The organism is Chitinophaga varians, from assembly GCF_014529945.1.
In the GTDB taxonomy this organism is placed as follows: domain Bacteria; phylum Bacteroidota; class Bacteroidia; order Chitinophagales; family Chitinophagaceae; genus Chitinophaga; species Chitinophaga varians.
This window is the reverse complement of sequence record NZ_JACVFB010000003.1, coordinates 1383521-1398643: the sequence shown is the minus strand read 5'-3', so window position 1 is coordinate 1398643 and position 15123 is coordinate 1383521. Positions and strand designations below refer to the sequence as shown.

The following is a 15123-nucleotide window of genomic DNA, read 5'->3' as shown; positions in this document are numbered from 1 at the left end:
CAATTTAAGCCTAAGTTATAGGTTAAACTATGAGCTGATGTAAAAGGAGCATTACCGTTAGGTTAATTCTATGTAACCCGAATCCCGATCCGTAAAGTAGCTTTCATAATGAACACGTTATCTTCCTTTATTAGCTTTTGTGTTATCATCGCAGCTTTTCTCTGCCTATGGTTATACTTTCCTTGCTTTTATTTATCCTGACCTGTTGCCATCTTATACGCCAGCGTAGTCTCTGCAATTGGTGTCATGGCATTTAATAAAATGTTGCTGGTTCCCTGGTGAGATAATTCATCGGCCACTTTTTTAATGAGCGCTAAGGTAGCTTTCATTAAGCTGGAACCCAGGCTTAATCTGGCAACACCCATGTCCTGTAGCTCACGTACAGAAGGCGGTACGCCTTCTCCAATAGTGGGATTTGAAAGAATATTAATGGGGGCATTGATTTCCTTCACCAAAGTAGCGATCAGTTCTTTTTCCCATACCGGCTGAACGAATATACAGTCGGCGCCGGCTTCGCGGTATTTGTTGCCGCGCCGGATGGATGCCGCCAGCTTTTCTTGGGTTGATCCGGAGGAGGTATAGAAGGAGTCGGTCCTCGCGTTAATGACCAGATGAAAGCCCAGTGAATCTGAGAGGGAACGGATAGCAGCGATACGTTCACAAAACGCGCGCTCGTCAATTAATGTGGGGCTTAGATGGATACTGTCTTCGATGTTTATGCCAACAATACCTGTTGCGATGATCTTTTTCACCGAATCAATTATTTCATCCAGATGGTTGCCGTAACCGGCTTCTATATCCACTGTCACCGGCGCCTGTACTACTTTTACAATTCCGGTAACAATGTCAATCATCTCCGGTAATTGCATCACCTGGCAATCCGGATACCCTAAAGCTGCCGCCATGCCCATGCTCGTTGTGGCGATGGCTTTATAGCCACAGGCCTCTATTAACCTGGAGCTGCCGATATCCCAGGAATTTAGCAGCACCAAAATTTCTTCATCATGGTGAAGTTTCAGAAACTTTTCAGCTTTTTCTTTTTGAATATTTGAAACCATGGTCCTGTTATTCTTTCATGAAAAACTAAAGGCGGTGGATATGTTAAGTTAACCAAATGATCTCAATTTAAGATCATGATCACGGCACATTTCTTAACCCAGGTTCATTTACGCAAAGCCGTCCCTGCGCTAATTTTGCGACAGAAAAAATGATAATATATGATAGCGCAATATCTCTGGGAAACAGGTTCTGTTATTATTGGCCTGGCGGGTCTTTCTCATCTCCGTGCTACGTTGGGCACCACGCAACTGTTTCCCCGCGATGAAAAGGTGATAGCGGACATGAAAAAAGCTCCGCTGCAGATGACAGAAAAGCTGACGATGTGGAAATGCTGGATAGGATTTAACGCCACGCATTCCAGCGGCGCCATTTTTGTCGGGATTATCAATTTTTACCTGGCCCTGCGCAATTTTGCCTTTTTGAGCTCCAGTCAATTTCTGCTCTTACTAACGTTGATAACGATGGGTTTTTATGTATGGGTGGCCAGAAAATATTGGTTTACACCCGTGTTTGTGTTGCTTACGGTGGCATGGGCCTGTTTTATCGCTTCCTATCTGTTATTGATGATCTAAGGGTACCGTTTAACCTGTTTTTTGACCATTCATGAAGAAAAATTTGTCGTGGATTGGGTAAAATGATGTTTTTATTTTACCCAAGAGTGATTATATTTTATCTTTTTGGTAAAAAAACTATTAGAAATTTGCGCGACTAGAAAAGTTTACATAAGTTTGGGATACTAGATAAGAATGTCAAAAGTAGAAAGAAGAGCGGGAGCGCTTTTTTATTTTGAACTTAAGCTAAAACGTTTTACTAGTACTGTCATTCATTGAACCTACAACATTCATATTCCTAACCAATAGTTCCAACGGAGAAACATTAAGACGAAAACGAGCACTTGTTATTTTACTTACGCGTAAAGCTCAAATGTTTTACGGGTACCTGTCATTCATTGAACCTACAACTTTTAATTCCTAACCGATAGTACCAACAAAAAGTCATGTAGACGAAACGAGCACTTGTTATTTATTATTTAAACATTCAACCAAAGAAAATTTACCAACAGCTAAAAAGGTAAGCCAATTCCATTTTAACAATTCAAGCCAACTGACAATTGGATTTTGTGCTATGTAATAGCGCATAGGCACTGCTTTGCAAAAAAAACAGTATCAACCACGTAAAGCCTACGGGCTATTGGCAATCACATGTCTGCTTGTCTTCAATTCGCATTCACCAAAAAAAGAAAACAATGAAAAGATCGCTATTCTTATGCGCGGCTCTTTTTCTGCTTTGTTGCCAGCTAATCTGGGCGCAGGAGAAGAAGACAATTACAGGTAAAATACAGGATGCAAAAGGAAATCCCATTATCGGCGCAAGCGTACAGGAAAAAGGTTCCACGAACGGCACCATGTCTGATGCTCACGGAAACTATAAGTTGAGCGTTTCTTCCAATGCAGTGGTGATCGTCACTTCTATCGGTTATCTGAAACAGGAACTGCCGACCGGTAGCAAAACAATACTTAATGCACAGCTGGATGACGATACAAAAGGATTAAGCGAAGTGGTGGTAACCGCCATGGGCATTAAAAAAGACAGACGTAAAGTAGGCTATGCTATTTCTACGGTATCCGGTGAAGATATCGTGAAAGCATCCCCTACCAACTTCGCTTCCGCGTTATACGGAAGGGCTGCCGGTGTGAAAATTCAGTCTGCTCCCGGCGGCGGTACCAGCGCCGTAAACATCAAGATCCGTGGTCTGAACTCCATCAATGGAGACAATCAGCCGCTCATCGTGGTGGATGGCGTTCCTATTCGTAACGACATTGTGAACAACGGCGGCTACTGGAGCGATACCCGTATCCGCGGTAACAGCCTGCTGGACATCAACCCTGATAACATTGCCGATATCAATATCCTCAAAGGCGCTGCTGCAACAGCCTTGTATGGCTCCAGCGGTAGTAACGGCGTGGTGATGATCACTACCAAAAGCGGTAAACAGGGAAGAGGTCTCGGTATAGACGTTAACTACTCTTACGGCGTGGAGAAAGTAGGCGTAACCCCCGATTTACAGACGACCTACGGCCCGGGCTACGACAGGGCCACTAACAAATCCTCTTTTGGTGCAGACGACGACGGCTGGATACACATGGGCACCATCGATGGTAAAGAGGCTATACGGCCTATCTTCCGCTCTTATGCCCAGTTCGGGCCTAAAATGGACGGCCGCGATGTATATTGGTGGGATGGCCAATACCGCAAGTATGTAAGCCATAAAGATAACTGGAAACAGTTTTACCGCAACGGCAGCAGCTCAATTGCCAACGTCGCATTATCCAACTCCAGCGAGAAACTGACTTATCGCCTCTCCTATACCCGTAATGACTATCAGGGCGTACAGATTGGTGGCAAACAACAAAAAAACACCTTCAACTTTAATACCTCCTATAGGATTACGCCTAAGTTGACTACCGACCTCGTACTCACTTATGTGAACGAGAAAGTACACAACCGCCCGGAACAGATCAACCGTGTAACGGCCAACTATGGCGGTTTCTTCAGCCCGGCCGATTATATGGACGTATATATGCAGAAGTATAAAACCAGCAAAGGATACAAATATGTGAAGTACAATGAAACTTCCAAAGATCCTGCTGAAGCCATTAAGTACAATATCAGAGCCTATGACTATATGGATTTCCTTTGGAAACAGCTGGAAAACAGCTACGACGAAAGATCCAACCGCCTGATGTCCAGCCTCACCATGAGCTATGAAATTACCAAAGACCTGAAACTGCGTGGCAGGGTAGGTAACGACTTCACCGGTTATAGCGCTGAAAATATGAGCAAAGCAGAATATCCTTTGTCATTTGGCGAAAGCGGGGGCTATGGTACCAACAACAACGTGTATAGCATTGTATATGGCGACGCGTTGCTGTCTTACAATAAACAGGTGTCCAAAAATATTGGTATCAGCGCCAGCGCTGGGTATCAGGCCAGAAGAGAAGAAAACCGCTTTGTGGGCATCAGCACCAATGGCGGTCTTACACAGGAAAACTGGTTCAGCCTGAATGCTTCCAAAAACCCGATCTCTGCCAGCTCTACTTATCGTCAGTATTATCAGCAGGATGGTTTGTTCGGTACGGTAAGCTTCGACTATAAAAATTTCCTGTTCCTGGAAGCGACCGGTCGTTATGAGAGAGCATCTACCTTGTCTCCCGGTAATAACGCCTACTTCTATCCGAGTGTCAGCAGCTCACTGGACCTGACCAAAGCGCTGCAACTACCGTCCTTCGTGGATTATAGCAAGCTGCGTTTGTCTTATGGTGAAGTGGCCAGTGCTGCCGGTATATACTCTTCCAACGTCGTGTACAGCGGCTACACGATGAACGGTGTGCCTGCATTGCTTCCGCAAAGCTCCTATGGTAACAATAACCTGCAACCCGAACGCAAACATGAAGTGGAAATAGGCTGGGAAACCAAATTGCTGAAAAACAGACTGGGCTTTGATGTTTCCTACTACAACGGAACTATCAAAGGGCAGATCATTAACCTGACCATCCCTTCCAGTACCGGCGCCAACTCCATCTGGAAAAATGTGGGAGACCTCAACAACTACGGTGTGGAAGTGGCCCTGAATGGCACGCCCATCAGCACCCGCAATTTCGAATGGAGCGCCCGTGCTACGCTCGGCTATAACAGGAACAAACTGAAAAGCCTGATGCCTGGCATGGACCAGCTGGTGCTCTCTAATGTGGACAACGGCTCCCTGCTGGTAACAGCTAAAGTGGGCAGCGCGGCAGGCGACATCATGGGTTACAAACGTAAACAGGATGCTCAGGGCAATTACATGATCGATGCTAACGGCTACTATATCATAGATTTTGATCATCAGGTGAAACTGGGTAACATTCAGGCCGACCTGACCGGAGGCCTTGCCAATACCCTGCGTTATAAAAACTGGAGCCTCGACTTCCTCGTCGACTTCCGTTGGGGTGGCCAGATCATTTCAACTTCCAACTTCTATGGAACCGGCGCCGGGATGTATAAAAGCACGCTCAATGGCCGTGATGCAGAACATGGAGGCGTTGCCTACTACGTAGACGCCAATGGTAAAAATGTGGCTGCCGGCAACAGTGCTCCTGCCGGTGCAAAAGTTTACAATGATGGTATTGTGCTGAATGGCTTAACAACAGACGGTAAAAAGAACGGCACCATCATCGATGCTGCCAGCTATTACCTCAACACCTATAGCTGGGGCTCGTGGCCTGGGTCCGGCTCTACCAGCACCTATGAAGGCGCGGTGTTCGATAACAACTTTATCAAATTCCGCGAACTGTCACTGAACTATACCATGCCGGTGAAATTAAGAAACAAACTAAAGGCGCAAAATCTTACTGTGGGCGTATTTGGTAGGAACCTGTTCTACCTGTACAAATCATTACCGAACCTGGACCCTGAAGTAGGTATCGGCAGCAGCTTTGTTAGCCAGGGCATAGAATCCGGTACTACAGCAGCTTCCCGTACGATGGGCGTGAATCTTAGATTAAGCTTTTAATTGATCTGTGTTTTAAAATGAGAAAAATGAAAAGAAAAATTCTGACAATAGCAATGATAGCCGCAGCGTCAGTGGGTATACTCTCAGGGTGTAAGAAATCACAGTTTGACGAACGGTATTATGATCCGGAAAAGACAACACTTGCCAATATTGATGGTTTATACAGTGGCTTATTCAAAAACAGGCGTATTATTCCCAACTACTGGAATCTATATACGTTTATCGCTCCGCAAATGGGCCGATATACACAAACAGTAGGCTTCGCCGGCACCAATCGCATGTATGAGCAGACGGTGAATTATACGCAGGACCGCTGGAATGACTTCTATACTTCTCCTGGCTCCAACTTCTCTGGCCCGATTGCCAGTTTCCGTGAAATGGAACGCCTGTATGGCGCCCTTAAAACAGATGCGGAAAAACAAGGGTATCTGCTGTTCATGGAAACAGCACGCATATTTGTTTACGATCAGGCAACGCAGATGGTAGACCTCTGGGGAGATATTCCTTTCTCTGATGCCGGCAAACTGAATGCCACAGGAGGAGAACTGATACTCGCCAAATACGATAAGGGTAAAGACGTATATGATTCCGCGTTGATCAACCTGAAACGGATCAGTGACTACCTGGCCACCGTACAGCCAGATCCTTTTTACCAGAATAAGCTCGTGAAACAGGATTTTATATTGAAAGGCGACCTGGTAGCATGGCGTAAATACTGTAACTCACTGCTGCTGCGCCTGGCTATGCGTATTTCCTACCAGGATGAAGCCAAAGCGAAAGGTATCGTGCAAACGCTGCTGGGCAACCCGGCCAAATATCCACTGGTAGAAGCTGTCAGCGAGAATGTGCAGATCGTTGCAAAAGGACCGGACCTGCTGTCTACCGATATGAAGGAGGGGCTCGGTAACAACCCAGCCCCCGGATATATGCTGGATTCACTGATGAAGCCTTCAGGAGACCCACGGTTAAGGGTGTTCTTTGCCAAAAATAAGAACGGTGGGTACTTTGGTGTGCCTATGTCCTGGGATGGCGGTCGCCAGACAGATTCCATCGCCTCCGGCTTTATCTCCCGCATAGATTCTGTAACCTTTGTCAACAATGTGAACTTCCCCGGTATCATACTGACAGCCGCAGAAGTCAGTTTTTCCAAAGCAGAAGCATACGAAAGATGGGGTGGTGGTGATCCGAAAGCGGCCTACGAAAATGGCATCAAACAGTCCATTTCCTACTATTTCAAAATCAATAGCAGCAGTGGGTGGGGTACTCCGGCAGCTGCCACTTCCGATGCGGAAATCAGCGCTATGCTGGCCAGCCCGCAGGTGGCGTATGGCACTATCGGTAGAGAGGACAACCTGAACAAAATAGGATTGCAGAAATGGGCCGATTATGGGGTGATGTTATCTCCCCAGTCCTGGGCCGAGATGAGACGAAGCGGTTATCCTAAACTGTATTTCCCGAAAGATGTAGGTACCACTACTATGCCTACACCTCCGTTGAGACTACTTTATCCTGATAAGGAACGTACTTTGAATGCTGACAACTTCAAGGCGGTGGCCTCACAGGATGGAGCGTATAACAAGATCTTCTGGCAGGTTAGGTAAATCCTGCCATTGGTTTAAATAATAGATGATGACTAAAGATAAGGCCGCATTCCTGCGGCCTTGATCTTATAATGTATTATAAAGGTAGTAGTCCTGATTATTCCTGTGCTAAAAGAGAGGAGGCCATAGCCTCCTCTCTTTTATAGTTATATGCCCTTTTTCATTACTCCGGGATATACCATCCCTTCAGCGTCTTTCAGGGATATCCCTAACAATTTAGCTACCAGGGGCGCTACATCTGTCAGCTCCATGACCGGAACCGTAATATTCTCTGCCAGTCCGGCACCGTAGGCAACGAAGCCTGTCTGTATTTCCCGGAAATCGGGGAAGTACCCATGGGCGCCGCCATTGGCTTTTTTCACGGCTTCTCCCTCCCGGTTGCCGGAGAAGGCGATGCCCTGTACGGCGGTGAGTGCCAGTACGGCATCAGGATCGGCGCCTGTTTGTGACAGGGCGGGTTGTTCTATGATGCGGAACTGTTTGCGGATGCCTTCCGGCAGTTCATTCAGGATGGTTTTCACCTGCTGTAGTGTTTTAGCATCATTTTTATCTTTCAGCTTGAGGAAGGTGGAGCCGCCGCCGCTGTGGAACAATGCTTTCCAGCTGCCAGGATTGGCTTTGGTGCCGGCCAGTCCTTTTTGTGCCAGCCATACGTTGGGAGCGAGGGAGGTGTGAATGTCCACGAAGCCATGGTCGCCGGTGATGATGACGGCGGTGCTGTCGCTGATACCGGCTTTTTCGATGGCTTCGAGGATGGTGCCGATACCGTGGTCGGCGGAAGCTACCGCGGTGGCTACGGCGTTGCCTTCCCTTCCTTCGCGGTGCTGCACTTCGTCGGTGCAGGGAAGGTGAACGGTCAGCAGGTTGGGCTTATAGCGGCGGATGAGATAGGCGGCCATGCGGCTGAGTGTCTCGTTCATACCGAGGTAGCGGAGATTCAGGTCGGTGGACTGAAGCTCACCGGTGGCGTTGTGCTGTACTTCTTCAAAGAGGCCTTTGGGCGTGGACTGCTCGCTGGTAGGGACTCTGCGATCGGCAGGGTTGCTGAGGGAGAATGTCTCCGGGATGTTATAGGTTACCGGAGCGCCTACTGATACCGGCCAGGACACTGAGGCGGAGATCAGTCCGGCTTTGCCAACAGCATCCCACAGTGTTTCTGCTTTGATATGGCTGGTCTCCGAATACCAGCGGCCGCTGGCCCCTTCCGGTTCGAAAGGGGTGTTATAGCAGACGCCGTGTTTGGCCGGTTTTACGCCGGTGATCAGGGTGGTATGGGATGGATAGGTGATAGTCGGGAAGATGCCTTTTACCCCGGTGGCATGCACGCCTTTCTCTTTGATGCGCTGCATATTGGGCGCGGGCCAGGAACGGTCGAGATAAAAATCAGGACGGAAGCCGTCGATACTGATGAGCACCACGTATTTGGCCTGTTGCGCCATGGCACCGATGGACGCTAACAGTAATGTATATATGAAGAAGAATACTTTTTTCATGACAACAGCTTTTAGTTAGTGAACGGGAAAATTTCTTTAGCGTGTTTGTTCTTCACCAGCACGGCATTCATATCGTATTTCATGGTTACGACGCCATTGGTTTTGTCGTAGGTGAAGTCATCCATGCCCCGGTTCAGCGGAATGAAGGCGGGGATCTGCGCTTTCAGGTGTTCTGGTTTTACGTTCGGGTTATTGAGCTGTTCTGTTTGGGAGACAGGGAATTTAATACCCAGATCGGTCATGCGTCTGCCTTCGGCGATAAATATTTCCTGGCGCAGGCGGTAGACGATGTATAACAGCTGATCTTCCGTGATGGCGGCATCAAGATCGTTTTCTGTCACCAGTGTGCCGGATACCGTGTATACTTTCACGTTACCTGCCTGCCTGTCGAGCACGTAATTGCTACGCAGGGTATCGCTGGCATCAAATTTAACTTTGACGGCTTTCAGCGGGTAGTCGGTGCGGTTGCCGCCATTACGCGTTTCTTTTTTATCATCTACCATTACAGACGGACGGTTGGCCACTAGCTGCAACAGCAGTTTGAGCGAATTACGGCCTTCGGTAAGGTTGCCACCGGCGATCTGCGTTTCTGCGAGGATCAGCCACCCTTCTTCTGCTTTGGCAATGGTGACAGGTTTTTGGTCGTTGGCGGCCAGGCCGGTATGGAAATATTTCGGATCGAGGAAGTCCAGCCGTGGCAGCGGCGCAAACTCGTTGTTGGTAGAAGAGAAGAGGTAAGTCTGCATGTCATTGGTGACGTTGTTGACACCATCATATTTTACCTGACGGAGCAGCGTGCCGTTACTGTTGGTGGCGGCAGCGGCAAATTTGGCTGCGTTGGCGGCATCACCGAGTGCATAGTAGGCGCGGGCTTTGAGCAACGTATAGGCGGCTGTTTCTGTAGCGTTTTTGCTCAGGGAAATAGCCTGGTCCAGCTGACGGATGGCTTGCTGCAGATGTGCTGTAGAGGTGAGCACTGGTCCGCCGGCGCTGCCGGGAAGACCGACAAACAGTTCCCCGCTAAGGATATGGGCATAGGCACTGCTGAAATACACTTCCGCTGAATCTGCGGCGGTGGCGGCAGGATCGGCGGGCAACACCTTGTTAAGGCCGTATTCGGACATTTCCCGCAGGCGCTGTACTTGTATCTGCAGGTTGTTGACATCAAGATCATAATAATCGATCTGCGGAATATCAAATACTTTACTGCTCAGCGTACGGTTGTTGTAGTAGTTGTCAGACACCAGTTCGGTAGAAACGACTACCTGGTTCATGGTCAGCGCAAGCTGCCGGCGAAGGCCGGTAACCCAGCTGGCGGCAGCGTTAGGGTTTTCCAGAAATACCGGTTCGGTGACATTCGGATTTAATACGGAACAGCTGTCCAGGGTAAGCAGACCTGCAAAAAGGGCAGCGGTGATATATCTTTTTTTCATGATTTACAGGTTTAGAAGTTTAAACGTAAAGTGCCTAAGAACTGCCGCGGTGCAGAATACGTGGCATAGGAGATACCGCCGGTGGTGGCGCCTCCCTGGCCTTGCGCACTGCCGCTGATGGTAGCCTCCGGATCAAAGGAGGACGCCGCAAAATTCAGCGGGTTGACAGCGGAGAAGCTAACAGTGGCGTTTTTGATCACTTTGTTGAACATGGCCGGTTTCCAGCTGAAGCTGCAACCAATCAGCCTGATTTTCAGGTAATCCGTTTTCTCGGTGAACATATTCGTGAAGTTCAACCAGTTGGTACGCTTGTTTTTGTCGATCTCTCCCTGCGGAATACCTTCGTTGCCGGCGCCATAGTTGAACCGGAACTGGCGGTCGAAAGAGTTGGCGTAAGCACCTTTCTGATAATCGCCGTTAACGAAGAAGTTAAACTGCTTGTAACGCAGGTTCAGGCCCAGGCTACCGAACAGGTCCGGGATGGTGGTGCCCAGGTTCTGCTGTGCGGTGGTTGTCTGTAACACGCCATCAGGGCCGAATACGCCGTAGTTGCCACGCAGGAAGCCGATAGGATAGCCTTCCTGTACCACCGTCTGAATGGTACGGGCGCTGAAACCATTGATGTTAAACGGAGCCACGCCGCCCGCATTTTCCACATTATTGTACATAGTGTTGGCAGAGGCATTCAGCCGAAGGGTAAAATCTTTGGTATCTACCGGAATAGCGGTGATGCTCAGCTCCCAGCCACGGTTCAGTATCTTACCAACATTGTACAACTGCGACAGTGCCTGACCGGTAGAGGGTGTAGGCGGTACATAGAAGAGCGCATCTTTGGTAACAGCATGGTAATAACCGGCAGATATCAACAGGCGGTCTTTCAGGAAACCGAGGTCCATACCGGCTTCCAGCGTTTGTGTTTTTTCCGGCTTCAGGTTATCGTTGCCCGGCTGGCCGAAAAATGCTGCCTGGTCATTGTTATAGCCCTGGAAGGCAATCGTTCTTTCATTGGCGAAAGCTGTTGGCAGATTACCGGCGATACCGAAGCCGCCACGCACTTTAGCGGAAGACAATACCCGTTCGAGGCTGGCAAACCAGGGTTCCGCACTGGGGATGTAAGAGAAACCTACCTTAGGATAGTACTGGATACCGATGTTGCGGCCGAAGGCCGGGTTACCGTCACCACGCAGACCGAGGTCGAGGAACAGTTTGTTTTTGAACCCGATGTTTTCCTGTAGATAGATACCATAGTTCACTACTTCCAGATAATACTCATCACTGGTTTTGGAGGCGGCGTCTTTGATATTTCTGGCGCCATCGCGGATGTTGCTGCCATTGTAGGCGATCTGCTGGTCTTCGTTGCGGAAGAACTGTGTACCAACGGTCGTTACAAAGGAGAACTGATCTGTTTTCCACTCATGCTGTCCGTTCAGCTCCAGCGTGATGCCCAGGTATTTACGGTCGTTGTTGGTGATGCTGCCCTGATCTTTTACCGGATTGCCCGTGGTGAAAGAGAGGTACTTGTTGGTGGTGATCACCTGGTTTTTCTGTACACGATAATCAAGGCCGCCGGTGGCTTTGAATACCAGGTTTTTCAGCGGACGGTATTTGAAAGATTGTGAGGTCTGGAAACGATTAACGGTGATGTCATTGTCCTGTAGGCGTTCCGCTTCGCGGACATAATCTTTCATCCGTTGGAATTCTGTATCGGAGAGGTTATCGATATCCGGATTGAATTTAGGGCCGGTGATGGCAGAAGCGCCGCTTTCGGTAAACCATAATCCCGTATAGCCGCCCTGGTTACCATTGCGGTTACGTTTATATTTATTGTTGACGTAGGTAAAGGAGCTTTCGTAAGTTACTTTCTCTCCCAGTCCCGCGCGGAAACCGGTGCTGAAGTCGATTTTACGGTTGCGGTTCTGATCGAATATTTCTGTGCCTTGTGCGTTGAGATAATTACCGGAGAAGCTATAGCCGAATTTATCCTGTCCGCCGTTGAGGCCAATATGATGTTTCTGGGAGAAGCCATTCTGCATCAGCAGTTCTTTCGTCCGTTTGAAATGGAGGAAGTCGGCCGTTGGTGTTTCAATGCCTATTTGTGTTTCAGCGTTAACGGACACATTGCCGGAGCCGCCTTTTTTGGTGAAGATCTGGATAACGCCGTTGGCCGCATCAGAGCCATAAAGGGTCGTAGCAGCGCCGCCATTGATGTATTCTATCTTCTCGATATTTTCCATCGGGATATCCGCGATGGCGCTGATAGCGGCGCCTTGCGCGCTACCGCCGCCCAGTGCGGATGCGGTGTTGAGGTTGTCCATGCGCACGCCGTCTACATAGATGATAGGCGTGGAGTTCACGAAGGCGGAGTTAACGCCTCTGGCGCGTATGATGGAGGTGGCGCCTGCCTGTCCGCCGGTGAGTTTGATCTGTGCGTTGGGCAAACGTGACTGCAGCAGCTGATCGATCCTTGCTGCCGGCACATCTTCAATTTCCCGTGCGCCGATGCTCACTACGTTGGACGATAATCTGCGGCGGGCGATATCTACACCCTGACCGGTCACCACTACTTCATCGAGGCCCAGCCTGTCTTCTTCCAGCTGGATATTTAATTTGGAAGCGTTATCTCTGTTCAGCACAATTTCTTTCTTCTTAAAACCCATGAAATACACGGCCAGCGTAACTTCTTCCTTCCCGGCCGGGAATCCCAGGGAGAAGCGGCCATCGATATCCGACTGCGTACCGGAGGAGCTGCCTTTGATACTGATGCTGACGCCGGGCAATGGCTCATGGGTTTTACCATCGATAATGCGACCGCTGATTTTTACCACTTGTTGCTGGTTGTTCGGTTGGATCAGCAGGTACTTATCATTCACCTGGACAATGTTGACCGGGAAAGAGCTTAACAGTTCCTTTAACACCACGGCTACTGTTTTGCCGTTGGCGGTATAGTTGACTTTACTTTCAGCAGGGATGGCACTGACATCATATCCGATGGTAAGCGATGATTGTTTTTCGATCATCTGCAATACTTTTTTCATCGGTAGTTCTTTCGCCTGGATGTCCACCCTGATCTTTTCCATCGACTGACCTTCTATGTGCGCGGCGGAGGCCATAGAGGTGGAAAGGAATGCGAAAAAGAGTGCTAGTCTCATTTTTAAGGAAAAAAGAGTTTTGACCGGCTTGACGCAACCGGCGTAAAAATTTCTCATTTTTGTAATGTTTTTAATGTGAGTCGTTAAAAATGCTGTGCCTTCCTTTAGGCGCAGGGACTAAACCGGGGGTGTTGGTAGCACTTCCGGTTTTTTGTTGATTACGGATTAGTGTGCATAAGTTTTACTGTAAATAATGATTTGTTCATTTTCATGTTTATAGGTGATGCCGGTGAGACCGGACAATACATCGAGGATATTATGAATGTCTTCCCGGCGGAAACTGATATTGTAATGCGCGGTATCCGCGGGGGTGGCATGTAATTGTATGCGGACGGGATACTGTCGTTGCAGTTCCGCCACCATCGCCGTTAGCGTATAGCCATTGAAGTCCAGCATGGCGTGTTGCCATTGGCCTATTTGTGCGTTCTCTTCATGCCCTTTTATGACAAGGTCGCTCCGGTCGTTGTATTGCAGCGTTTCATTGCCTTCCAGTGTATAGTTTTTCCCGGCTACCGCCACCTGTACTTTTCCGCTGGCCACCGCTACTTTTGTGTTTTCTTCACCGGGCCGGGAGCGGATATTAAAAGCCGTGCCCAGCACAGTAGTGGTGAGTGGACCGTGTTGCACCCTGAAAGGATGTGCAGGGTCGGGGTGTATGAAAAAGAAGGCCTCACCATCCAGTAGTACCGATCTGTCGTGCTGACCGAAGTGTGCGGAAAGTTGCAGTGTGGTACCGGCGTTAAGTGTAACGACACTGCTGTCCGGCAGCACGATCTGTCTGGTGACACCCACGCCAGTCTGCACAATAGCAGGATGTGCCGGTTGGTACCGGGAATACATCCATCCGCCCAAACCGGCCGTCAGCAATACGGCGGCGGCATACCGCAGCCATTTGCGGCGATAGAGCGGCTTTACAGGCAACGTATGATGAATGACATGTTGCAATATCGATTGTTGCAGTATGTCCCGCTCTTCGGGAGATAAAGCCGTGGAAGCCGGGTTATGGAGGGTACTGTACCAGTACTCCACCTGCTCCTTTTCTTCAGGAGAGGCGTCGCCCCGGAGGTATCGTTTCAGCAGCGCTTTTGCGCCGCCCTGATGTTGATGCGGATGGTCCATACCAGAGAATCTCTCCGGAGGACTATAAGTACCGCTTCATTGTGTTACGGAATTATTAAGTTGTTATAAGAGGGAATAGTGGCCAGTAAAAGCAGGGTACCGAGATAATGTTCATTTTCGTGCAGGCGTGTACGCAGGATACGTAGCGCCAGCGTGATGTTGTTCTTGACGGTCTGTTCAGAAAGTGACATTTTCAGGGCAATGTCTTTTAGGCTAAGGTTGCCTTCCCGGCTAAGCAGGTAGGGTGTTTTGAGACGGTCCGGCAGTTGTTCCACTTCCTGCCGGATATGATGCTCCAGTTCTTTCAGGTACAGTTGCGTTTCTGCGTTGTTTTCCATTTGTCTGTCAGCCGCAGCTTCCAGCAGTATATCGTTGTAAATAGTCACCCCTGGTCTGGAAAGGTAATCGATGATGGCATACCGGGCGGCCTGATAGAGGTAGGCGGTGAGGCGCCCGTTTTCACCGGTATGCAGGTGTGCACGGTTGTTCCAGCAGCTGATGAAAATATCCTGTACAATATCCTGGGCGTCAGCGCCCTGTTTGATGCGCGATTTCGTATAGGTATAAATTTCCTCCCAGTAGCGATTCACAAAGGTGGTGAAAGCTGTGTGATTCCCCTGCTGAATCAGTAATAACAACCGATGGTCCGTTAGCTTTTCCATATCCGGAAGCAAACTTAGACAGCAGATGTGAACTGAATATTAAGAATGGCTTTTA

At 48.9% G+C, this 15123-nt stretch carries 9 protein-coding genes; 3 read left to right on the top strand and 6 right to left on the bottom strand.

Going from position 1 to position 15123, the window contains the following annotated elements; all coding sequences use genetic code 11:
- Positions 1–188 precede the first annotated feature (188 nt).
- On the bottom strand, positions 189–1058 hold the full coding sequence (locus tag ICL55_RS20125) for an isocitrate lyase/PEP mutase family protein (protein WP_188100520.1): 870 nt from the start codon (positions 1056–1058) through the stop codon (positions 189–191).
- A 159-nt stretch (positions 1059–1217) separates the two neighbouring features.
- On the opposite strand from ICL55_RS20125, the gene ICL55_RS20120 reads away from it, so the two are divergent.
- The 3 genes from ICL55_RS20120 (at position 1218) to ICL55_RS20110 (ending at position 7212) form a co-directional block, all read left to right on the top strand.
- The gene (locus tag ICL55_RS20120) at positions 1218–1631 is read left to right on the top strand and encodes an LIC_13387 family protein (RefSeq protein ID WP_188100518.1); all 414 of its coding nucleotides are present in this window, start codon (positions 1218–1220) and stop codon (positions 1629–1631) included.
- A 674-nt stretch (positions 1632–2305) separates the two neighbouring features.
- The gene (locus ICL55_RS20115; protein ID WP_188100515.1) at positions 2306–5611 is read left to right on the top strand and encodes a SusC/RagA family TonB-linked outer membrane protein; all 3306 of its coding nucleotides are present in this window, start codon (positions 2306–2308) and stop codon (positions 5609–5611) included.
- A 26-nt stretch (positions 5612–5637) separates the two neighbouring features.
- On the top strand, positions 5638–7212 hold the full coding sequence (locus ICL55_RS20110) for a SusD/RagB family nutrient-binding outer membrane lipoprotein (protein WP_188100512.1): 1575 nt from the start codon (positions 5638–5640) through the stop codon (positions 7210–7212).
- 146 nt (positions 7213–7358) lie between these two features.
- Here the strand turns inward: ICL55_RS20110 and ICL55_RS20105 are convergent, their stop codons facing one another.
- The 5 genes from ICL55_RS20105 to ICL55_RS20085 form a co-directional block, all read right to left on the bottom strand.
- Complete coding sequence (locus ICL55_RS20105) at positions 7359–8705, bottom strand: alkaline phosphatase family protein (protein ID WP_188100510.1); 1347 nt, start codon at positions 8703–8705, stop codon at positions 7359–7361.
- 11 nt (positions 8706–8716) lie between these two features.
- Positions 8717–10138 carry a tetratricopeptide repeat protein gene (locus ICL55_RS20100; protein ID WP_188100506.1) on the bottom strand — a complete coding sequence of 474 codons (1422 nt, stop codon included), beginning with the start codon at positions 10136–10138 and terminating at the stop codon, positions 8717–8719.
- A gap of 11 nt (positions 10139–10149) precedes the next feature.
- Entirely contained in the window at positions 10150–13287 is a 3138-nt protein-coding gene (locus ICL55_RS20095) for a TonB-dependent receptor domain-containing protein (RefSeq protein WP_223151511.1), read from the bottom strand.
- Positions 13288–13452: 165 nt separating this feature from the next.
- Positions 13453–14406, bottom strand: coding sequence for a FecR family protein (locus ICL55_RS20090; RefSeq protein ID WP_188100501.1), 954 nt, complete (start codon positions 14404–14406; stop codon positions 13453–13455).
- A 44-nt stretch (positions 14407–14450) separates the two neighbouring features.
- Complete coding sequence (locus tag ICL55_RS20085; RefSeq protein WP_188100498.1) at positions 14451–15068, bottom strand: sigma-70 family RNA polymerase sigma factor; 618 nt, start codon at positions 15066–15068, stop codon at positions 14451–14453.
- Positions 15069–15123 lie beyond the last annotated feature (55 nt).

Bases quoted from the DNA above. Each gene is read 5' to 3' on its own strand.
- ICL55_RS20110 (WP_188100512.1), top strand. From the start codon at position 5,638: ATGAAAAGAAAAATTCTGACAATAGCAATGATAGCCGCAGCGTCAGTG.
- ICL55_RS20125 (WP_188100520.1), bottom strand. From the start codon at position 1,058: ATGGTTTCAAATATTCAAAAAGAAAAAGCTGAAAAGTTTCTGAAACTT.
- ICL55_RS20115 (WP_188100515.1), top strand. From the start codon at position 2,306: ATGAAAAGATCGCTATTCTTATGCGCGGCTCTTTTTCTGCTTTGTTGC.
- ICL55_RS20120 (WP_188100518.1), top strand. From the start codon at position 1,218: ATGATAGCGCAATATCTCTGGGAAACAGGTTCTGTTATTATTGGCCTG.
- ICL55_RS20090 (WP_188100501.1), bottom strand. From the start codon at position 14,406: ATGGACCATCCGCATCAACATCAGGGCGGCGCAAAAGCGCTGCTGAAA.
- ICL55_RS20100 (WP_188100506.1), bottom strand. From the start codon at position 10,138: ATGAAAAAAAGATATATCACCGCTGCCCTTTTTGCAGGTCTGCTTACC.
- ICL55_RS20085 (WP_188100498.1), bottom strand. From the start codon at position 15,068: ATGGAAAAGCTAACGGACCATCGGTTGTTATTACTGATTCAGCAGGGG.
- ICL55_RS20095 (WP_223151511.1), bottom strand. From the start codon at position 13,287: ATGAGACTAGCACTCTTTTTCGCATTCCTTTCCACCTCTATGGCCTCC.
- ICL55_RS20105 (WP_188100510.1), bottom strand. From the start codon at position 8,705: ATGAAAAAAGTATTCTTCTTCATATATACATTACTGTTAGCGTCCATC.